The organism is Burkholderia sp. Bp9004, from assembly GCF_003858025.1.
Taxonomy (GTDB): Bacteria; Pseudomonadota; Gammaproteobacteria; order Burkholderiales; family Burkholderiaceae; genus Burkholderia; species Burkholderia diffusa.
This window is the reverse complement of record NZ_QTQD01000038.1, coordinates 1-20,860: the sequence shown is the minus strand read 5'-3', so window position 1 is coordinate 20,860 and position 20,860 is coordinate 1. Positions and strand designations below refer to the sequence as shown.

Genomic DNA, 20,860 nt, shown 5'->3' with positions numbered 1-20,860 from the left:
GTCGATGAATCAAAGCCGCGTCAAACAGACGCTCGTCAGAACCACGTTGCTCGCCGCGCTGACGGCGGGCCTCGCGATGTCCCTGCAGGGCTGCGTGCTCGGCGTGCTTGGGGCGGCGGCCGGCGGCGGCGCGCTGATCGCGACCGATCGCCGTACGCTCGGCGCGCAGACGGAGGATCGCGAGATCCAGGTCAAGTCGCTCTCGCAAATCAACAACGGGCTACCGGATCAGTCGCACGTGAACGTGACGGTGTTCAACCGCCGCGTGCTGCTGACGGGCGAAGTGCCGAACAACGCGTCGAAGCAGCGCGCCGAGGAAATCGTGCGCGGCATCAACAACGTGAACGGCATCGTCAACGAGTTGTCGGTCGAGCCGTCGTCGTCGCTGTCGTCGCGCGCGAACGACTCGTACCTCGAAGGGCGCGTGAAGTCCGAGCTGATCGCGACGAAGGGGCTGTCGGCGAACTACTACAAGGTCGTCAGCGAGCGCGGCAACGTCTACCTGATGGGGCTCGTGACGGTCGACGAAGGCAATCGCGGCGCCGATGCAGCCAGCCAGGTGCCGGGCGTCGAGAAGGTCGTGAAGGTGTTCCAGTACATCCAGCCGCAGGACGCGCAGGCATTGCAGGCCGCGTCGCCGAGCGGGGCGTCTGGTGCGCAGGCCGCCGCCGCGCCTGCGGATGCCGCGACGGTCGGCGCGGTGCCCGATGCGTCGGTCCAGTCCACGCCGCTGCAACCGCCGGCACCGATCTCGAATTCATCGAGTGTGCACCCGGGCAACCCGAAGACAACGCCGCAATGAAGTCGACGCAAATGAAGATCAGGCAATGGATGGTGCAGGGCGCCGCAGCCGCGGCGCTCGCAGCCGGTGCGCTCGGCACGGCGCAGGCGGACGTCGGCGACGGCCTCAAGGTCGCGCGAGGCAACGCGTGCATGGGTTGCCACGCAGTGGACCGCAAGCTCGTCGGTCCGTCGTTCAAGGACATCGCCGCCCGCTACAAGTCCGATCCGCAGGCCGTCGCGAAGCTGTCGAAGAAGGTGAAGGACGGTGGCTCCGGCGTCTGGGGCGCGATTCCGATGCCGGCGCATCCGCGCATGAGCGACGCGGAGCTGCGTTCCGTGGTCGAATGGGTGCTGGCCGGCGCGCCGTCAAAGTGACGCACCGGGGTGACGGAACCCCTATTGCCAAGCGCGGAAATGCGTGTGTATGATTGAAGACTGTTGGGGCGGTAGCTCAGCTGGGAGAGCGTCGCGTTCGCAATGCGAAGGTCGGGAGTTCGATCCTCCTCCGCTCCACCACATTCAAGTCTGGTAATGTCCAGCGAAGGCCGGAAAGTCCTTGTCCCACAAGGCTTCCGGCCTTTTTTGCGTCTAGAGTCGTCCAATGACGTCGATTGAAATCTTGGCGCTTTCCGGGGCAGCATAAGGGGCATCGGTTCATATCCCCACTCGAGGATGCCCCCATGCCCCTTACCGACCTCGCCGTCAAGAACGCCAAGCCGACCGGGAAGACCTACCGCCTGTGGGACGGGGCCGGCCTTTATCTTGAGATTACCCCGACCGGGTCGAAGCTCTGGCGCCTGAAGTACCGGTTCGACGGCAAGGAAAAGCGGCTATCGTTCGGCAAGTACCCGTACGTCGCCCTGAAGGATGCGCGCGCCAAGCGCGACGATGCTCGCAAGCTGCTGGCGGACGACATCGACCCGAGCGCGCACAAGAAAGCGGTCAAGGCCGCGCGGCTGGAGCGGGCGGCAAACAACTTCGAGGCGGTCGCCCGCGAGTGGTTCGAGCGGATGATGGCGGACAAGGCGAAGTCGCACAAAGACAAGGTCATCGCCCGGCTCGAGAACGACATCTTTCCGTGGCTCGGCCAGCGGCCGATAGCGGAAATCACCGCCCCCGAGGTGTTTGCCTGCCTGCGGCGCATCGAGGAGCGCGGCGCGCGAGACACCGCGCATCGGGCGATGCAGAACTGCGCCGCAGTGTTTCGCTATGCCGTGGTTATCGGCAAGGCCAAAACCAACCCCGCCGACCACCTAAAGGGGGCCCTGCCGCCCGCCAAGCCGGGCCACTTTGCCGCCGTCACGGAACCGGAAAAGGTCGGCCCGCTGCTGCGCAAGATGCACCAGGTCAACGCCACGTTCCCCGTCAAGTGTGCGCTCAAGCTCGCGCCCTATCTGTTTTGCCGGCCGGTGGAGCTGCGCACGATGCGCTGGGACGAGGTCCACCTCGACGCCGCGGAATGGCGCTACATCGTCGGCAAAACCGAGACGCCCCATCTGGTCCCGCTGGCGTCGCAGGCCGTCACCATCCTGCGTGAACTGCAGCCTGTGACGGGGCGCTGGGAATACGTCTTTCCTGGTCGGCACGACAAGAAGCAGCCTATGTCGAGCAACACGGTGAATGTCGCGCTCAAGCGGGCGGGTATCAGCACCCGCGACGAGCAGACCGGCCACGGCTTCCGGGCGATGGCTCGCACCATCTTGCATGAAGGACTGGGCATCAAGCCGGAGGTCATCGAGCACCAGCTGGCGCACCGCGTGCCCGACCCATTGGGCACCGCCTATAACCGAACACGATTTTTGGATGACCGGAAGAAAATGATGCAGCTCTGGGCGGACTATTTGGACCGCCTGCGCGACGGTGACGAAAATGATGCGAAAATTGCGCCGAAATCGCTTGACGGCGAGCGCAAAGACGGTTAATACTTCGCCGGTCGTCATTGGACGACGGCTGCCGGCAAGCCCGACTCCGGCAGACCCCAGGAAAAATTTCAGGCAGTAGCTCCACGACGGATTCGTGGACCGAGGACATATCTCCAGGGCGTTTATTTGGAGATTGTCTCATGCATTCCCAGCATGACTCTCTTGCGCGCCTTCCCGAAGGACTGGCGCCCCTCGCTGTTGCCCCTGCACTCCGGTATGGCCGCCGCGCCTCTGCGGCGCTCACGGACGTCGTCATCAAGAATGCGAAGCCGGCTGGCAAGTCCTATCGCCTCCACGACACTGGCGGCTTGTATCTCGAGATTTATCCAAACGGCTCCAAGCTCTGGCGTTGGAAGTATTACTTCGACGGCAAGGAGAAGAGGCTGTCGTTCGGCAAGTATCCGGACGTCGGCCTGAAGGACGCACGGGCCAAGCGAGACGACGCACGCAAGCTGAAAGGGCAAGACGTTGACCCCGGCGCGCGCAAAAAGGCCGACAAGGCCGCGCGGCTGGCGCAGACGACCAACACCTTCGAGGCCGTCGCGCGCGACTGGTTCGAGCGGATGATGTCGGACAAGGCGGAGTCGCACAAAGGCAAGGTCATCGCCCGGCTCGAGAAGGACGTGTTTCCGTGGCTCGGCAAGAAGCCGATAGCGGAAATCACCGCCCCCGAGGTGCTGGACTGCCTCCGGCGCATCGAGGACCGCGGGGCCCGCGATACGGCGCATCGAGCATTGCAAAACTGCTCCGCGGTGTTCCACTATGCAGTGGCCACCGGCAGGGCCCGTGGAAACCCAGTCTCCCATCTGAAAGGTGTCTTGCGGCCCGCCAAGCCGGGCCACTTTGCCGCCGTCACGGAGCCTGGGAAGGTGGGCCCGTTACTCCGCAAGATGGCTCAGGCATGCACGACCTTTCCGGTCAAATGTGCGCTCCGGCTCGCGCCATACCTGTTTTGCCGGCCAGTGGAACTGCGCACCATGCGATGGGATGAGGTCCACCTCGACGCGGCCGAATGGCGCTATGTCACCAGCAAGACCGCGACCCCGCATCTCGTTCCGCTCGCGTCGCAGGCCGTTGCCATTCTCCGTGAGCTATATCTTTTGACGGGGCGAGGCGAGTATGTCTTCCCAGGCCGGAATGACAGAAAGACGCCGATGTCGGAGGCCACGCTGAACCGGGCCATGCAGCGGGTGGGGATTAACACCCATGACGAGCACACTGGTCACGGCTTCCGGGCGATGGCCCGCACCATCCTGCACGAAAGGCTGCGCATCAAGCCAGAAGTCATCGAACATCAGTTGGCGCACCGCGTACCCGACGCGTTGGGCATCGCCTATAACCGCACACGGTTTCTCGATGACCGGCGGGAAATGATGCAGCAGTGGGCGGACTATTTGGACCACCTGCGCGACGGGGGCGAGGATGAAGTGCCAGTGACGTTTGAGCCGCCCTTCGGTATGCGTGAAGGCAGGTAACACGCCGTCGATTGCAATTGGGCGATGGCTGCCGGCAAGCCCGGCCCCGGCAGCTTCCTGGAAAAATTTCGGCAGCATCTCCACGGCACTTCGTGGATTGAGGACATATCTCGACGGGTATTTTTGTGGAGATAGTCACATGCACACTCAGCATGACTCTCTTTTGCGCCTGCCTGAAGTGTTGGCGCTCGTTCCCGTTTCCCGTGCCACCTGGTATGCAGGCGTGAAAAGCGGCCGTTATCCGCAGGCTGTTTCTCTTGGCCCACGTTGCGTCGCATGGAAGGCCAGCGATATTCAAAGGCTTGTCAGCCGGGGGGTGCCGCTTGATGGAAGGGACTACGCCGGCAGCGTTGATTCAGCAGAGCGGCGCGCGGGCACTTGAAGTACCTCGCGGGCTTCGCGTTATCTCAAGGCCCGCGCGAACCCCGACGCTATGAAATGGCAGAGTGCTGCACCACGAAGCTCGACAGTGCGTTGCGCAAAACCGGTCTGCAGCACGCCTCCATCTCATGACTTCTCAGCCAGTTTGAATTCACAAACTGGCTGACGGTGCGGCTCGCCCCTTCAGCTCAAAGCGCCCCAAGTCTTGGCCTCGTGTTCGCCTCGTTCAATGGTCGCATCAATTTCTGCACGTAGCTGGTGATGTTGCTCGGACACCGAACGGTTAAGCCGCTGGGCAGGGTCCGAAGGGTGCTCCACCTCCATGTAGTAGCTCGTTCGGTCATCGGCCCAATCGATACGTTGGCACTTTCGACTGCGCACGATGACGTAATACGTGATGTTAGCGGACCGCATGTTTTCTCCCCGATTGGAAGGCGCGCTCAGCTCCGGTGGGTCGGTTCACCCGACAGGCAGACGGTACACCCGAAATCAAGCCACGCGGCCTTTTTCGCCGGCCCGCCGGCAACTACAAACTGGGCGACCTCCCAGTCATAGAAATCAAGGTAGATGGGCCTCCCGAGCCTAGCGTAGGACAATACACGCAAGCACGTGGACCTGAACGAGGTGCGCGTGGCGAACGGTTGTCTGGCTTGCCGTGTCGGCGGCACCCGGCATCAAGATGCGGCACGTTCCCGCGGCCGGCCGGTCATGTTGGTCGCGACTGCCGTTCGACGTTGGGCAGCATGGCCGTAGCGCCGCAGCGGTCAGGCTACATATAGTTTTTCGGACCCCTTAAATTCTGGCGGGAATAGGCTTCAGGCGGGCGGCGAGCCTGCCGATAAGCGGACAGGTGAGATGTGTTTTCTGTACCCTCCCAACCGCAGGAACCGCCGTCATGCCCAAACTGACTCGAGAACACCGCCGTGCCATCTGCTTCCAAGAGGCCGGTCGCGCCGTCATCCATGCCCTGGGGGGCGCACATGTCTATCGCGTGGCCGTCGCCCCGGCCGGCAGCAGCACGTGGCGCTATCAACCCCGAAAAGGTGGTGAGGCCGTCGGCCTGCTGAGTGTCTGCGAAGCGTCGGACGTGCCGACGATGACGATGAATATCCATTGGGATGAGCAGACACGCCGGTACGTGGGTAACCGTGATGGCTTCCAGTGGTATGTGGACCTGACACGCAATATTGCGGTGAAGGGACGGCCGCCGGCCTCCCCGCGCGACCACCAGGAAGAATGGCACCGCGTGGTGCGGGCGCAACTGTGCAGCCGGTTGGCCGGCCCGGTGTCCGCTCACATCTATGCGCAGCGCGCGTTCGAGATGGACGCGGCCAAGGCCGACGCGGCGTTCGAGCACGACCTGGCGGTCGCCGACGGGATGGCGCAACTGTTGCTGCCTAGCGCGCTCGAGCATCTGGTTCGGGTCACCGACGAGACCTTGCGCTCGCCGGCCGTCTGGGCGCGGGTGACGGCGCTCGCCGAGCTGTTGGAGCGCGTCGGCGATGTGGCCGACCAACTCGACGAGTATTTGCCTGAGCCGTTGAAGGGTTGGCCGGAGGGTCCGGCCACGGTGCAGGGGGACGTACCGGTGCGGGGTCAGAGCAGTTGAGGCGTCTCAACACGGCACCCGCAGGCCGGGCTGCGCCGCGTAAGCGTCTTCCGGCACCACCGGAAAGATTCGGGAAGGCGCCGCTGGCAAGCGTCGGCGGCGGTGCTGGCGCGCGACGCCCAGCGCAACACCCGGTGGGGCGGGGTGCCGCGGCAGGCGTTTGTCTCACGCTTTCTCACGGGTTTTGAGAATTCTCAAAACCGTGAGAAATGTCGAGGGGCGACGGCAGCCAGCCGAGTCTGACGCCTACGAGTGCGGTCGTGGCGCGGCGCCCGAGCGGGCTCGCAGCGCCTCGTAGAGTTGAGCCGGCCCCAGCAGGATGTCCTTCAGGCCGTCGCGCACCCGCTCCGAATCGAGCGCCTGCTTGCTCATGGTGGTGTGCGCATCGAATGCGTCGATGATAGCGTGCATCAGCGCAGCCGTCAGGTCGGGGGAGTTGGCGAACTGCTCCTTACTATTGCTCGCGGCCTGCTGCACGAGCAATTCATTTTCGAGCAGCTTGCCCTTGAGAACTCCGTTCACGTATACGAGCTGGTCGTCGTCGGTCAGCTCGCCGTCGAACAGGCCGTTGACTTTCTGGATGATTTCATCGAGGAACGCTTTTTCCTTGTCTTGGACCGCGCCGCTGCCGACGGCATCCATTGGCGGCAGCTTAGGTGTCTCGCCGTGACCGAGAGTCAGCGGCTGGCGGCCGGTGTTTCTCAGGTTGTGGTGCGTGAGCGTGACCTTCGATAGGTCGACGGTGTCCCGTTCACGGCCGAATTCCAGCAGCGGGATGAGTCGCTTGTAGAACAGGAAGCGCTTCTCGATGTCGGTATTGCCGTAGTCGAAAATCTGCGACAGGAATGCGTAGAGGCGCACGAACGCGCCCATGTCGTTCTTGAATAGCACCAATGCGTCGAGCGTGTCCTTGGCAGCCTGGGCTGCTTTCTCGTCGCGCTGCGATTCGGCGGCGGCCCGGTCCTGCTGCGCAGCCTTGTAGCGTCTGAGCAGCCGGTCGGCCACCGGTGCGATGGCGGCCTGCAACTGCGCCTGGGTGCCTTTCGGGTCCAGTTCGACTTTGGTCACGCAGTCGACCTCGAAGTCGTCGTAGTAGCCGGCGGCATCGAGCTTCGCGCGCAGGTCGTAGACGTGGTGCGGGTCAGTGGTGGCTTCCAGTTCGGCGGTCTCGTAATACGTCTTGAACGCCTTCAGGATTTCGCCGGCATCGTTGACGAAGTCGAGGATATAGGTGGTGTCCTTGCCCGGATGGGCGCGGTTCAGGCGTGACAGCGTCTGCACCGCCTGGATGCCACCTAGCATCTTGTCGACGTACATTCCGCACAGCAATGGCTGGTCGAAGCCGGTCTGGAACTTGTTGGCGACCAGCAGCAGGTGATAATCGGGCTCGGCGAACGCGTCGCGGATGTCACGCCCCTTGAGCCCGGGATTCAGCTCCCGGCTGGTCTCGGTGACCGGCGACGGATAGCTGTCGGGGTCGTCGATTTCGCCGGAGAACGCGACGACCACGCCCAGCGGATAGTTGCGCTGCTCGATGTACGCGCGAATCGCCTTCTGCCAGCGCACGGCCTCCTTGCGGCTCGCGACGACCACCATCGCCTTTGCCTTGCCGTCGAGCAGCGGCTGCACATTCTCGCGGTAGTGGTCGACGACGATTTGCACCTTCTGCGCGATGTTGTACGGATGCAGCCGCACCCACTGCATGATGCCTTTCATCGCGGCACTGCGTTCGACCGCCTTCTCGTCGTATTCCTGGCCATCGTGCGCCAGCTTGAACGCGAGCTTGTAGGTCGTGTAGTTCTTCAGCACATCGAGAATGAAGCCTTCCTCGATGGCCTGGCGCATCGAGTACACGTGGAACGGCTGCGGCAGTCCATCCGGTCCCGGCCGGCCGAATAGCTCTAGGGTCTTCTGCTTAGGCGTGGCCGTGAAGGCGACATAGGTCAGCCCCTTGGCACCAGTCCGGGCTTCCATCTGGGCCGCCAGCAAGGCTTCGGTGTCGATTTCACCGCCATCCTGCACGTCGGCCCATTCCGCGGCCGACAGCAATTGCTTGAGCTTGGCCGCCGCTTCACCGGTCTGCGAGCTGTGGGCTTCGTCGGCGATGACCGCGAAGCGCTTGCCTTCGGTTGCCGCCAGTTCCTGGACCGCCTGCAGGGCGAACGGGAACGTCTGGATGGTGCAGACGATGATTTTCTTGCCTGTTTGAAGGGCTTCGCTTAGCTGACCACTCTTGCTGCCATGCTCGTCGGTGATGGTGGCGACCACGCCGGTGGTGCGCTCGAAGTCGAAGATGGCTTCCTGCAACTGCGCATCGAGCACGGTGCGGTCGGACACTACCAGCACGCTATCGAACAGCTTGCGGTGGTTGACGTCATGCAGGTCAGCGAGGAAGTGCGCTGTCCACGCAATGGAGTTGGTCTTGCCGGAGCCTGCCGAATGCTGAATCAGATACCGTTGGCCAGGACCCTGCGCCAGGACGTGAGCCACGAGCCTGCGGGTCGCGTCGAGCTGGTGGTAGCGCGGAAAGATGACTGCTTTCAGTTGTTTCTTGTCGTCGCGCTTGCCAATCAGGTAGCGATGCAGGATGTCGAGCCAGCTGTCGTGTGCCCAGACCTCTTCCCACAGATAGGCGGTGGCGAAACCATCCGGATTCGGCGCATTGCCCGCCGCACCCTGGTTGCCGCGGTTGAACGGTAGGAAGTGGGTGGCCGAACCCTCGAGTCGGGTGGTCATCATGACTTCGGTCTGGCTTACCGCGAAGTGCACGAGGGCACCGCCGGGGAAGCTGAGGAGCGGTTCGGCTTGCCCGCCCTTGGGCTGCGGGTGCCGGTCGAAGCGGTACTGGTCGACCGCGTCCTGCGCGCTCTGGGTGAAATCGGACTTCAGCTCGGCGGTCGCGACTGCGATGCCGTTGACGAACAGGACGAGGTCCAGCGCGTCCTGTGGTTGGTTTGGCGAATGACGTACCTGACGCACCACGCGCAGTCGGTTGGCGGCGTAGTGTTGCTGGATGATGGGGTTGATGGCGAGCGCGGGCTTGAACTGCACCAGCGAGAGCGGCTCCTTGAGCCCGAGCATTTCGACACCACGCCGCAGCACGTCGAGGGTGCCGCGCTCGTTCAGGCTCTTGCGGACCCGTTCAGCGAGCTGCTCGTGGAGCGCCGGGCCATGGGTCTTGGTCAGGCGCTGCCAGGTATCGGGCTGGGTTGCATCTATCCACGCCAGCAGGTCAGGCAGGTAAAGTGCGTTGACGCGGTCGTAGTGCGCGGCATCGTCCTCGGCATAGAGCCAGCCATTGGCCGCCAGGGACTGGCAGATTTCGGTTTCGAAGTGATGTTCCTGGTGCAGGTTGCTCATGGATGGCCCCGGTACGTTCGCTATTGCTCTTGGGTAATGCGTGTGGAGTGCCCGTTCAGCCTTCGATGTAACTGCGCTCCAGCAGCGGTTTCGCGCGCTCTAGGTCGGCCTGTGTCCGTAGTGTCAGTTCGACGTCGCCGGTGCCCCAGTGACCAATTTCACTGACGTCGCGGCTGAATCCGTCCTCCAGCGTGACCGACACTGGGTCGAGCTTTACCGTAACCAGCAGCCGATTCGGATAAGCAATGACACAGGCGAAGTTCTTCAGGCGCCGGAAGGCCGTGTAGAGCTTCAGGCGTTTTTCGTGTACGTCGTCGCCCAAGGCGGTCAGATAGCTAGTCGTCTGCGCGTACAGGTCACGAATCTCGGTGGGTGCGAGGGCAAGCTGCTCATCCAGCGACCTGTCCTTGCCGCCCGGCTTCGGGTTCTCCGGTTCGGCGGTCATATCGGCTGGCGCTGACTTGACCGCTGTGGCATCCGGGACGCTCTGGGCGTTCACCAGTTCGAGCAGCAGCAGGTCGTCACCGAAGAGCTTGTAACGAATCAGCTCGATATTGCGTGGAATCTGCTGGACCGCGTGCTGGTCGTAGCGCGTGAAATCGGCGGCAATGCACAACAGGCGCGTGCCGGGCCACTCAATTTGCTCGGCCACATCCTTGCCGAGCTTCTCCATCACCAGCCAACGGAACTCCGCTTGGTGGTCGAGCAGCCAGTCCAGATAGAACAGTCCCTGGTTGATGACGTTCTCGTTGCTGTGACGCTTGTACTCGATGATGACGGGGCAACCGTTCTCATCCAGGCCCAGGGAATCAATGCGGCCCTTGTGGGTCTTGCCGGTCGCGTATTCGCTCGCCAGGAAGCGGATGCCGAGGAAGGTCGGCATGTTCGCTTCGATGAGGCCCTGCAGCTGCTTTTCCAGCTTCGCGGCCTGGTTCGGTAGCTCGCTCGCGGTGCCGTTCGAGAATCGAAAGAGCTGGATGTCGCTCATGCGGCCAGCTCCTGCTGAACCACGTTACGCACGTCGATTTTGCCAGTGACGGCGGCCGCAATCAGCGCGCTGCGGCGCACTTCAAGCAGCTCAATCGCATGTTGGGCCTCAGTCTTTAAGGAATCCAGCTTTGCAAGTTCACAGTCCAGGAACTTGGCGATAACCTTTTGCTCTTCTAGGCTTGGAAGGGGGACATATATTTTGCAAATGTCGAGGGCCGATATATTGGGTTGCTGTCCAGTAAAGTCAATCCAATTCTCGAACGCAGCCTTGAAGCTGGAGCTGAAAAATATATGGTAAACAAACTCCTTCACGCAAATGGCTGATGGTCTAAATAATGCGTTCCGCTGATTGAGGAGGACTTTCTCTGTACCTATTCGAGCTGTCGCGGCTTTTATGCCACTTGATATGATGGGGCGGGTAAGTGCAAAAACAAAATCCCCGTCTTGAATCAAAAATTCGCTATGCGATTCACAATAGTCATCCGGCAAGAATGATTCGTCCGACCAGTCGAGTGTGCCAGTCTGTATATTTGCTATTTTTAGTACACGGGTGCCACTTTCTTGAAATGAAGCGCTTGGAAAAGCGAAGCCTGAGATAACCTGGCCGATATACTTAATTTTTTTCACATCCCAATGCGCCGGCATCTCTCCCAGCCACGCCACGCCGGAATTCTTCATCGGGACATCGGGGTTGAGGCCTCGCGTGACGACGTGCGAAATCGTAGCTTGACGCTTTTCTGCCAGCAGCACGAGGAGCTTTTCCTGTTCGGCAATCAGGGTGTCTATCTTGTTGGTTTCGTTGTCGAGGAACTTGGCGATGGCTGCTTGTTCGCCAGAAGGCGGGAATGGCGCACGCTCATTGAAATAGCGGTCCTGGTCGAGATTTTGAATTCCCGAAGTCTGGTTAATCGCACCGATATTCACACCGACGGAATACGCGGCACTGTGGACGTAGTTCCAGTACGCTGGAACTTGGTTGCGAGCCAGGGACATTTTTGCAACGAAGTTCGAGCAGACGGCAGGCATTTCCAAGTTGTACATCACTACTTGTCCGACGGGCTGCAATTCACCGCCGCCCGACTTTTCGAGAAGCAAATCGCCTTTTGTCAGTAACCTGCCAGCTCTTTCCTTATCCGAGACATTGCGCAATGTCGGGATGTGGTCGTTGACGACAAGTCTCGGGCGGTCAAAATCAGCAACTCGAACACATGCGATGTCGCTTTCATCACCGCACGGTTCGTTGCCCCATATACCGTTTTTGCAAGATGCGATGGACGCTTTGAAACGGTCCACGTGCCAATGAGCTGGCACTTGACCCAACCAAGCGACACCACTGTCTTTGTACTCTGGATAGCTCGATAGACTCATTCTGCCAACTCCTCGAGCATCTTCATGATGTTGGCCGACACAGCTTTCAGCTCTTCATCAATCGTGTGCAGGTCGCGCGGGGGCTCGAACACATAGAAGTGACGGTTGAAAGGGATTTCATAGCCGACCTTGCTCTTCTCTTCGTCAACCCAGGCGTCCGGCGCGTGGGGTAGCACCTCCCGCTCGAAATACGCGCCGATATCCTCGATGAGCGGCACATTCTCGGTGTCGCGGAGTGCGCTATCCGCCTGCAACTTGCCTTTTTGCTTGCCCTTGATGCCCAGCACGACCTTGCCCTGCTCGTCGCGCAGCGGACGCTCCACCGTAATTGTCGTATAGCCGAAGTCCTCGTTCCGGAAAATCCGCGAAATCGGCACGGACTTCACCTTGCCGTCTGCCGGCGCGTCCGGCGCATGGCTGCCTGCAGGCACGACCCAGCGACCAGCTTCTGCGCCCTCGGCATCAAAAACCGTCGTGAGTTCAGCTTCGACAAAGTTCCCAAACAGCCGCGTGACGGTCTCAATTTGCTCGTCCGACATCTCTTTGCGCTTGCTGCCGAGGCTCTTGCGCATCTTCTGCCAGAAGCTTGACGCGTCGATGAGCTGGACGAACCCTTTGCGGGCCTCGGGCTTCCTGTTCGACAGAATCCACACGTAGGTCGCGATGCCGGTGTTGTAGAACATGTCGGTCGGCAGACCGACGATGGCCTCCACCAGGTCGTTCTCCAGCACGTAGCGGCGGATTTCGCTCTCGCCGCTGCCGGCGCCGCCGGTGAAAAGTGGCGAGCCGTTCAGCACGATGCCGAAGCGGCTGCCACCCTCCTGTGCCGGACGCATCTTGCTGATAAGGTGCAGCAGGAACAGCATCGAGCCATCCGAGACACGCGGCAGGCCGGGGCCGAAGCGGCCGTCGAAGCCCTTTTGCTCGTGCTCTGTCCGGACGGCCTTCTCCACCTTCTTCCACTCAACACCGAATGGTGGATTGGATAGCATGTAGTCGAACTTACGTCCCGCGTGACCGTCGTCGGACAGCGTGTTGCCCGCGACGATGTTCGCGACGTTCTGACCCTTTATGAGCATGTCGGCCTTGCAGATAGCGTACGATTCATCGTTCAATTCCTGCCCGAACATGGTCAGGCGTGCGGCCGGGTTGTGCTCCAGCAGGTGTTCGCCAGCCACCGACAACATGCCGCCCGTGCCGGCAGTCGGGTCGTAGATGGTCCGCACCACGGCGTTGCCGGGCATCAGCACATCATCGTCCTCGATGAACAGCAGGTTGACCATCAGCCGGATGACCTCGCGTGGGGTGAAGTGCTCCCCGGCGGTCTCGTTGGAGATTTCAGCAAACTTGCGAATCAGTTCTTCGAAGACAAGCCCCATCTGGGCGTTGCCCACCACGTCCGGGTGCAGGTCGATGTTCGCGAACTTCTCGGTCACTAGGTAGAGCAGGTTGGCCTTGGCGAGACGTTCGACCTGCGTGTAGAAGTCGAAGCGTTCGAAGATGTCGCGCGCAGCGGGCGAGAACGCCTGGATGTACGCATACAGGTTCTGCCGGATATGGTCCTGGTCGCCCAGCAACTTGACGAGGTCGAGCGGCGACGTGTTGTAGAACTTGGCGTCACCAGCCACGCGCAGCAGAAAGGGCTCGGGATTGAGGCCCATCTTCGATTTGGCCTCGAATTCGGCGAGCACGGCCGGCTTCGTGGATTCGAGTGCGCAATCGAGGCGCCGTAGCACCGTGAAAGGCAGAATCACGCGACCGTACTCGGATTGCTTGTAATCACCGCGCAACAGGTCCGCGACGGACCAGATGAAGGACGATAGTGCTTGATGGTTCATTATTGAGTGGCCTATTGCTGCTTGCTCGTTTTTTCGGCAGCCGAGTGCCAGATGTCTGCCACTGATTTGCGTCGCTCTGGCGTCGACGGCGAAGTGGCGTCAATTTTACATTGGAGGCCCGCGTCGGGGATTCACGACAACGCCAGGCTCCCATAGGTGGCAACCGAAAAACTCGACGCATCGGGTTTGGGCCTGAAGGGGAGTCGGGCTCGCCGTCGTTACGCAGGCGCCATCTGACTGATGGCATGTCACTGTATTTAATGGGCTATCGAAATGGCGGCCAAGGAAGGGTGGCACAAATTCGACGCGCCCGTAAATGTGGGCAATGATGAGTCGGCTCGTGGGCCGAATCAGCCCCGCCGCTGGGCGGGGCCGAGAGAGTTGTTGAGAACACCGTTGAAATTCCAATGCCGCTGCTCCACCCGCCAAGGTAGAGGGTCGGGCGCGGTGCCGCCAAGCATCGCATCCGGCATCGACTGCAAACGGGCCGCCAAGCCCTTCCCGAATCGGGTACATACACCCTTCAACCGCTGGCAGTTTTCAAGCGCCCCTGAGGGGCTCGCCTGATGCTCGACTGATTAGGCCTTGCATTCGGCTCGGGCTCTACTATCCGCCGCTCCCTCTCTTGTGCCGTCCCAGGTGCCACCCTGGTCAAATGGCCGTCAGAGATTCCCACGTTAGCTCAACGCGTCAAACCCGCGATTTGAGATATGGAGCCTCAGGTTTCGGAAGTCGCATACGCTTCATGGCCGACGGCCACTTTCGCCCTACGATGTTCCATAGCATCGGGTTACCGTCCCGAAACCTTCCCCGACTCATCACCCCGAAGGGGCATATCCAAGGGTCTTGACTCAGATGGGGGACTCGCACCCCCAAGTACAGGCTTAAGCTATCCAGAGACCCACGCATTGCCGCGTGGTGCCGAGCAGTCCAGGTTTCCCCTCGTGCCCCTGCGCCATTTCTGACGCCTCATCAGCCCACCTGCCGAGACCGGGTAACGCCGTTCGCTTCCGAACGCCCCCCGGTGCGGATTTTCACCGCTTCACGTTGAACAGGGTTCGGTCTGGTTGCCCAGACTCCCGTGTCCGTGTCGCCCAACTTCTTCGGATTGGGTCGAAGGATGGCTGTCGCCATCCAGCGCCCGTTGCAGCCCTACCAGCCAGCGTTACCCGGCATAGAGCTACGGCGGTTTGCGACGACTTGGCGAATCGTCGCGTGGAGTTTCCTCCGGTGTATGTATGTGTGCAGTTGGCGGTCTGCCTGCTGGCCCCTGTTGCGGGCAGGAGCTACCAGGCAGACTGCCGTGCGTGCGGTCATGTGCCAGCTTTCGCCGGCATGCGTCCCTTCGCGCTGCATCTTGCCTGTACGCGTATAGCTTCATCGCGTCGGCCGACGGGTGGCATTTCTCGGAACATCATTACGTGCGCCTGCGCTTCGCCACATCACATCGCAAACACACGCTCTTACCGCGCTATACGAGGCATGACACTTCCGCGGAGCATCGCCTCATGCCTGCCTCTACCCCCATTGCCCGCAGCAAGACGGCTGCACTCGCTCGTGTGCTCGACAGCATTCCGAAGGGCTACGACCGATATGCGCAGGGCAGCGTGAGCGCGAGCAAGGCCGAAGCGCTGGCCCGAAAATTTCATCTGCGCTACGGCGTTGGCTCCACCCCGGCGCAACGCGTCACGAAGCGAAAGCATGGCCTAGCCAACGCGCTCCTGGTGCTCTATTGGCCGGAGGACTGTCAGCAGGTCGAGTGGTTGATGCTCGCAACTGACGGGCAGGGCATGGACGGCGAGAAGCTGCACGACATCACCGATATACCGCGTCTGTTGTGGTTGGGTTACGAGCTGGTGCGGCGACCGGAGCGCGGCCGGACGGCGTGGACCTGGCGTCGTCCGGCGAGCGAGATGGCGGAGCACTACGCGCTCATTGCCGAATTCAGCAACAAGCGCCAGTCCAATTCCCTCCGTGCGCTCCTGCAGCGGCTTGCCAACCAGCCCGGGTTTCACGGCGTGCGCGAACAATCGAAGCGACTTTTCGAGGAGGCTCGTCGGCGTGGTGACATTGAGGACCTTCCTCACTTGTTCTATGTGCAAAAGGTATCGCATGGGGAACGGCTGCGCCTGGGGTAGTTGGACGTTCTACTTGCTACTCGACCCTCTTGGGGGTAGCGCTGCCAGCATCCCTCGATGCGCGGCACTGGTGCACCCCACACATGGTGATGTGTCCCGTCCGCGGCTCCCCCCAAAGAGCGCAGTCCGGCGTGGTCGCCGGCCCGTGACTGCGGCCGATTCGCGTGCAGACCGCCCGGGCGGACGGTCGGCGGGCGCCTGGACGACGCCTTTATTAGTCTCGCGCACGGCGTGTTGTGAAGCGTGGTTCGTTTTCGGCAAAGCGCCGCGCAGTGCAACTGATGCGTGAGAGTGCTGGGGAATGTACTCGCCGAACGAGGGCATCGAATGCGTCACGCATCTTGCCGCTGTGAACAACATGATTGATTGGCATAGCACTTTACAATGCGAGGCGAATCCACTCGAAACCAGACCGGGCGGTCCCCCCCGGCCTCTCGAAGGCCTTTGAAAGCCACTTGGTCAAAAACAATCAAGGACGTAGTGATGATAAATCTGAGCCGTTTAAGTACATCTCTAACCAAGCATGGCGCGCATAAAATCGCTTGGTTAATTCGAGACTACGACCCTGACACAATTCTTGCTCGGCTCAGTGGCAGTGTCGCCGGCATCAACATCGAAGAGATTCAGGCGAGGAAGAATCTCTCCATTGGTGCGGACAACAAGGTCCCTCAGGTGTGGAAAGATGCCAAGAGCAAGGGTACAGAAGTCATAAATGGCCTTGTGCTTATTGCAATTATCTTTAGTCACCACGACCTAATTGCTGCCATGAAAAAGGGCGCAATTACAAAGTTCACCGGACGGATTACGAGAGGCGACATCCTTGACGGAAAGGCTTACACCAATTTTGCGCACACCATTGAAGAACTGGGATACAGCACGAGGCACACGTCCGAGTACGTCGATTTTGACCTGTCTCGACTTTTTAAAATTCCGGGGCTCAATACGGAGGTTCTAAAAATGCTCGCATTGAAAATGAGGGCGGCTGGATGGGACGGCAAAGGTGATTTAAAGGGCGTGCTATTTCAAAACGACTTTCATAAGGTGTTTGCGGCGGATAAATCTCAATTTGATAGCTGGTTATCGACCGGTGATATTGACGAAGAGTTGGAGTCTCTCGAAGATTCAGATTTTTTTCTCGGTTCGGATGCTCCGTCAGTGCGGGGTAAGTACAAATTCAAGGCTGGCCATAAGAATAAAAAAACTGGCTCTGTCAATGTTAAAACGCCTATTACCAGTAAAACGGCAAAGTTAATACATAACTATATCCAAAATAATATGCACAAGCAGTTGGTCGAAAAGTACGGAGACGAGCAAGTCGGGTGCGAGGTGCCGACTGGTCTTGGTACTTCAATCGACGTAGTGGTGGAAACGAAGGAATTCCGATGGTTCTACGAAATCAAAGTTGCCAAGACAATAAAGGCGTGCATACGCCAAGCCATCCCGCAACTTTTGGAGTATGCCTACTGGTCGGAAAACGACCTTAATGTTGAGAAGCTATTTATCGTTTCACAGTACCCGCTCGACGATGACGCAAGGGGTTACCTTGAGAAACTTAGGAATAAATTTGGTTTGCCGTTGCACTACGAGCAGTTCGTTGACTCGTGAGTTGCAGTCGCAAGGTCCTTGCCAAGTCGCGCGATATCTGGTATATTGCTACCAAGCTAGCAGGGTAGCTTGGTAGCAATATACCGTGCTACAGTGGTAGCAATCTACCGAGTTAGCGTGGTAGCAGTCTGCCGTTCCACCAACACACAAAGCCACAAGACCGTATGTCATCACCAGACATAGCTGCTGGCAGGCGTCGGGGAGCCGTCGGTCCAAAGGACGGCTCGACAGCTCCCGAAGAGGTCATCCAGACGAGCTTTCGCTTGCCGCGGAGCCGATGGACCAAGCTGCAGCAACTCAGCATCGAGGAACGGATAACCGTTCAATCAATAATTGTGGCGGCGCTCGAAAAAGAATTCGAGAGTCGAGGAAAGAAATTCTGAGGACACCATGAAGAAAGACGTAAATATGGCGGATTGTCAGGCGCTCTCGGATTTCGAGGCTTTTGTGGCCGGACGCAAATTCAAGACGATACTCGCCGACCCGCCTTGGCAGTTTCAAAATCGGACGGGAAAGGTGGCGCCAGAGCACAAGCGGCTAAACCGTTATGGCACTATGACGCTCGACGATATTAAAGCCTTGCCTGTTGCCGCCGCGGCTGAGGATACCGCTCACCTCTATTTGTGGGTGCCGAACGCGCTGCTTCCGGACGGTTTAGATGTTATGAAAGCTTGGGGGTTTAACTACAAGAGCAATATTATTTGGCAGAAGGTGCGCAAGGATGGCGGACCTGACGGGAGGGGCGTGGGTTTCTACTTTCGAAACGTCACGGAGATTCTCCTTTTTGGAGTGCGTGGCAAAAATGCTCGGACACTTCCACCAGGCCGTAGTCAGGTCAACATCATGTGTACTCAGAAGCGCGAGCACTCGCGTAAGCCGGACGAGCAATATCCCCTAATTACTTCGTGTAGCCCCGGGCCTTATCTGGAAATGTTCGCGCGGGGCGAGCGGCCGGGCTGGGCAATCTGGGGGAACCAGGCCGACGAGTCCTATCAACCGACATGGGATACCTACGCGAACCATTCGCGCCGCCATTTGACGGAGGTAGCGGAGACGTAGGCCCCTTACTTCAGTTCGCCGACGCGCACCCTGATGAATGGGGGCATAGAAATCGTCCAGCTCCTGTTCACTTAGTCCCCTAGACTCCGCAAAGCGGTCTTCCGATATAGGTAATGACATTCAGGCAAGTCAGCGAAAATCTGGTGACCCCGGACCCGGCAACGCAACAGGCTTTGAGCCCCCGCAAATGCTGGGGTCTTTTTGTGAGCGATATTATTCCGAGAGGCGGCTAGCCTCCGATTGAATGTTGTAAAGCATTGAACGCGATACCCTGAACTGGCGACTGATTTCGGCAACTGACATGTCCCGGTTCTTCATCATCGCCAAGGCGGCCTTGCGCTGTTTCGAGTCCAAGACGTGAGGACGTCCTCCTGAGCGGCCGCGAGCCTTGGCAGCTTCGAGGCCGGCCATCGTGCGCTCTCTGACCAACTCGCGCTCGAATTCGGCCAGCGCCCCGAACATATGAAAGACGAGCTTCCCGGCGGGGACGTCTGTATCGACGGATTCCTTCAGCGATTTCAGTGCGACACCGCGTCCCTCGAGGTCGTTGACGATGCGGATGAGGTCTTGCAGATTGCGGCCCAACCTATCGAGCCTCCATACAATCAGCGCGTCGCCGTCTCGGAGAGCCTTGAGGCAGTGCGCGAGTTCTGGCCGGTCAGCCGTTTTGCCACTCGCCTTGTCTTCGTAGATGCTGCATGCTCCCGCAGCCTGCAGCGCATCCCGCTGCAGGTCGAGGGTCTGCTCGAACGTGCTTACGCGCGCATATCCAAGAATTGCCATTGCACTCCCTTTTCCAGACGTTGATTGATGGAGAATTTGTTGGACATCTGGAGGGGTATAGCGTCGGGTAGTTGGGATGACGGCGGCAGGTGTCGAGAAATCCATCCTTTTCTGAACGGTGCGAAACGACGTAGACGCGGGGCGCGACCGGAGTCCGGGAGTCCGGACATTTAGGCGATAGCGCTGCCGACGTTGAAACGTCTCAACGCCGACGCGATGCGCGTCGCGCCCGTCGGCGTCGTGTTCAGGCCGCGCAATGCGAGCCGAGTTGAGATGTTTCAACGCTTCACGGTTGTGCCGGGCTCGGATGGGGCGTCGCCAGAAAAGTCCCTGAATACGAAACAGGGAGGTGGGTATGGACTACGTTTGTGGTCGAGTCGTGCGCGCGTCGTCGTCGCCTTCTGCGAGCCGATAAGGCTTCGCGGGGTATGGACTACATTCCTGGTGAAGAGGTGCGCCGGATTGCTACTCCAGGCGGTTGCTTGCAGTGACCTTGCCTATTGCGGTTCCACCTTATGCGAAAGTGCCACCATCGCGGAACGCACCGGTACGTAAGGCTCTCACGAACCGCGCACGACTACACGCCCGTTGCTATGGACTACGTTTGTGGTCGAGTCGTGCGCGCGGCGTCGTTGCCTTCTGCGAGCCTGCGGGATAAGGCTTCGCGGGGTATGGACTACATTCCTGGTGAAGAGGTGCGCCGGATATTGCTACTCCAGGCGGTTGCTTGCAGTGACCTTGTCTATTGCGGTTCCACCTTATGCGAAAGTGCCACCATCGCGGAACGCACCGGTACGTAAGGCTCTCACGAACCGCGCACGACTACACGCCCGTCGCTATGGACTACGTTTGTGGTCGAGTCGTGCGCGCGTCGTCGTCGCCTTCTGCGAGCCTGCGGGATAAGGCTTCGCGGGGTATGGACTACATTCCTGGTGAAGAGGTGCGCCGGATTGCTACTCCAGGCGATTGCTTGCAGTGACCTTGTCTATTGCGGCTCCACCTTATGCGAAAGTGCCACCATCGCGGAACGCACCGGTACGTAAGACTCTCACGAACCGCGCACCACTACACGCCCGTCGCTATGATGGCGGTTTCGCATATGACATAGCTTGTCGGTGCGACGATATCGCGGAGCCTAAAGTCCAAGTGGGTCGTTGTCTTCTGTCTGTGAGCGCAACCATTCCTCAGCTGCTCGCTTCTTTTGCGCCTTATAGATTTTGACCGAATTGCCATCAACGATAACCAGACCGGTATCGCTGACCGTGCTGCGCAACACGCCGGCGTCCAGGAGTCGCCGTGACCTGCTCCCCGCGTTTAGTACGGTGACGGTGTAGAGTCCGTTCCAGAGAGGAACGGCAATGAAAAAGCGATTCACCGAAGAGCAAATCATCGGCATCTTGAAGGAAGCCGAGGCTGGCCTGAAGCCGGCGGAGCTGTGCCGCAAGCACGGCATCTCGGAAGCGACCTACTACAACTGGAAAGCGAAGTTCGGCGGGATGACGGTCTCCGAAGCGCAGCGCCTGAAGGAACTGGAGCAGGAGAACAACAA

Annotated in this window: 15 protein-coding genes and 1 tRNA gene; 11 read left to right on the top strand and 5 right to left on the bottom strand. The window is 60.0% G+C overall.

Annotated elements, in window-relative coordinates:
- The first annotated feature begins 4 nt into the window (after positions 1–4).
- The 7 genes from DIE08_RS30540 (at position 5) to DIE08_RS30510 (ending at position 6,170) form a co-directional block, all read left to right on the top strand.
- The gene (locus DIE08_RS30540) at positions 5–802 is read left to right on the top strand and encodes a BON domain-containing protein (protein ID WP_124905322.1); all 798 of its coding nucleotides are present in this window, start codon (positions 5–7) and stop codon (positions 800–802) included.
- Entirely contained in the window at positions 799–1,158 is a 360-nt protein-coding gene (locus DIE08_RS30535) for a c-type cytochrome (RefSeq protein ID WP_124905320.1), read from the top strand. The genes DIE08_RS30540 and DIE08_RS30535 overlap by 4 nt, the downstream gene beginning before the upstream one ends.
- 65 nt (positions 1,159–1,223) lie before the next feature.
- Positions 1,224–1,299: transfer RNA gene (locus DIE08_RS30530), tRNA-Ala, on the top strand.
- Positions 1,300–1,463: 164 nt separating this feature from the next.
- Positions 1,464–2,705 (top strand): phage integrase central domain-containing protein, encoded by a 1,242-nt coding sequence (locus DIE08_RS30525; protein WP_124905318.1) that lies wholly within the window; start codon positions 1,464–1,466, stop codon positions 2,703–2,705.
- Positions 2,706–2,845: 140 nt separating this feature from the next.
- The gene (locus tag DIE08_RS30520; RefSeq protein WP_124905316.1) at positions 2,846–4,180 is read left to right on the top strand and encodes a phage integrase central domain-containing protein; all 1,335 of its coding nucleotides are present in this window, start codon (positions 2,846–2,848) and stop codon (positions 4,178–4,180) included.
- Positions 4,181–4,319: 139 nt separating this feature from the next.
- Complete coding sequence (locus tag DIE08_RS30515) at positions 4,320–4,562, top strand: AlpA family transcriptional regulator (protein WP_124905314.1); 243 nt, start codon at positions 4,320–4,322, stop codon at positions 4,560–4,562.
- An 894-nt stretch (positions 4,563–5,456) separates the two neighbouring features.
- Positions 5,457–6,170: a hypothetical protein gene (locus DIE08_RS30510; RefSeq protein WP_124905312.1), complete on the top strand. Its 714-nt coding sequence runs from the start codon at positions 5,457–5,459 to the stop codon at positions 6,168–6,170.
- Between the two features lie 246 nt (positions 6,171–6,416).
- On the opposite strand, the gene DIE08_RS30505 is transcribed toward DIE08_RS30510, so the two are convergent.
- The 4 genes from DIE08_RS30505 to DIE08_RS30490 are packed head-to-tail and all read right to left on the bottom strand — an operon-like array spanning position 6,417 to position 13,726.
- On the bottom strand, positions 6,417–9,530 hold the full coding sequence (locus DIE08_RS30505; RefSeq protein WP_124905310.1) for a type I restriction endonuclease subunit R: 3,114 nt from the start codon (positions 9,528–9,530) through the stop codon (positions 6,417–6,419).
- A gap of 55 nt (positions 9,531–9,585) precedes the next feature.
- A complete protein-coding gene (locus DIE08_RS30500) occupies positions 9,586–10,518 on the bottom strand; it encodes a DUF5655 domain-containing protein (protein ID WP_124905308.1) in 933 nt (310 codons plus the stop codon).
- The gene (locus tag DIE08_RS30495; RefSeq protein WP_124905306.1) at positions 10,515–11,888 is read right to left on the bottom strand and encodes a restriction endonuclease subunit S; all 1,374 of its coding nucleotides are present in this window, start codon (positions 11,886–11,888) and stop codon (positions 10,515–10,517) included. The genes DIE08_RS30500 and DIE08_RS30495 overlap by 4 nt, the downstream gene beginning before the upstream one ends.
- Entirely contained in the window at positions 11,885–13,726 is a 1,842-nt protein-coding gene (locus DIE08_RS30490; protein ID WP_124905304.1) for a class I SAM-dependent DNA methyltransferase, read from the bottom strand. Before DIE08_RS30490 ends, DIE08_RS30495 begins: the two co-directional genes overlap by 4 nt.
- Before the next feature lie 1,508 nt (positions 13,727–15,234).
- Here DIE08_RS30490 and DIE08_RS30485 point away from each other — a divergent pair.
- The 3 genes from DIE08_RS30485 to DIE08_RS30475 all read left to right on the top strand — a co-directional run bounded on the left by DIE08_RS30485 (position 15,235) and on the right by DIE08_RS30475 (position 18,528).
- Positions 15,235–15,864, top strand: a complete 630-nt coding sequence (locus DIE08_RS30485) for a hypothetical protein (protein ID WP_124905302.1) — start codon at positions 15,235–15,237, stop codon at positions 15,862–15,864.
- 444 nt (positions 15,865–16,308) lie between these two features.
- The gene (locus DIE08_RS30480) at positions 16,309–17,469 is read left to right on the top strand and encodes a hypothetical protein (RefSeq protein WP_124905300.1); all 1,161 of its coding nucleotides are present in this window, start codon (positions 16,309–16,311) and stop codon (positions 17,467–17,469) included.
- Between the two features lie 390 nt (positions 17,470–17,859).
- The gene (locus DIE08_RS30475) at positions 17,860–18,528 is read left to right on the top strand and encodes an MT-A70 family methyltransferase (RefSeq protein WP_409360419.1); all 669 of its coding nucleotides are present in this window, start codon (positions 17,860–17,862) and stop codon (positions 18,526–18,528) included.
- A gap of 213 nt (positions 18,529–18,741) precedes the next feature.
- Here the strand turns inward: DIE08_RS30475 and DIE08_RS30470 are convergent, their stop codons facing one another.
- Entirely contained in the window at positions 18,742–19,311 is a 570-nt protein-coding gene (locus DIE08_RS30470; RefSeq protein ID WP_124905298.1) for a recombinase family protein, read from the bottom strand.
- Between the two features lie 1,358 nt (positions 19,312–20,669).
- Here DIE08_RS30470 and DIE08_RS30465 point away from each other — a divergent pair.
- On the top strand, positions 20,670–20,860 hold a 191-nt coding region (locus DIE08_RS30465), incomplete at its 3' end, for a transposase (protein WP_148096083.1).

Coding starts and splice junctions, on each gene's coding strand:
- DIE08_RS30540 (WP_124905322.1), top strand. CDS start 5: ATGAATCAAAGCCGCGTCAAACAGACGCTCGTCAGAACCACGTTGCTC.
- DIE08_RS30485 (WP_124905302.1), top strand. CDS start 15,235: ATGCCTGCCTCTACCCCCATTGCCCGCAGCAAGACGGCTGCACTCGCT.
- DIE08_RS30500 (WP_124905308.1), bottom strand. CDS start 10,518: ATGAGCGACATCCAGCTCTTTCGATTCTCGAACGGCACCGCGAGCGAG.
- DIE08_RS30535 (WP_124905320.1), top strand. CDS start 799: ATGAAGTCGACGCAAATGAAGATCAGGCAATGGATGGTGCAGGGCGCC.
- DIE08_RS30475 (WP_409360419.1), top strand. CDS start 17,860: ATGAAGAAAGACGTAAATATGGCGGATTGTCAGGCGCTCTCGGATTTC.
- DIE08_RS30490 (WP_124905304.1), bottom strand. CDS start 13,726: ATGAACCATCAAGCACTATCGTCCTTCATCTGGTCCGTCGCGGACCTG.
- DIE08_RS30510 (WP_124905312.1), top strand. CDS start 5,457: ATGCCCAAACTGACTCGAGAACACCGCCGTGCCATCTGCTTCCAAGAG.
- DIE08_RS30495 (WP_124905306.1), bottom strand. CDS start 11,888: ATGAGTCTATCGAGCTATCCAGAGTACAAAGACAGTGGTGTCGCTTGG.
- DIE08_RS30520 (WP_124905316.1), top strand. CDS start 2,846: ATGCATTCCCAGCATGACTCTCTTGCGCGCCTTCCCGAAGGACTGGCG.
- DIE08_RS30525 (WP_124905318.1), top strand. CDS start 1,464: ATGCCCCTTACCGACCTCGCCGTCAAGAACGCCAAGCCGACCGGGAAG.
- DIE08_RS30470 (WP_124905298.1), bottom strand. CDS start 19,311: ATGGCAATTCTTGGATATGCGCGCGTAAGCACGTTCGAGCAGACCCTC.
- DIE08_RS30515 (WP_124905314.1), top strand. CDS start 4,320: ATGCACACTCAGCATGACTCTCTTTTGCGCCTGCCTGAAGTGTTGGCG.
- DIE08_RS30505 (WP_124905310.1), bottom strand. CDS start 9,530: ATGAGCAACCTGCACCAGGAACATCACTTCGAAACCGAAATCTGCCAG.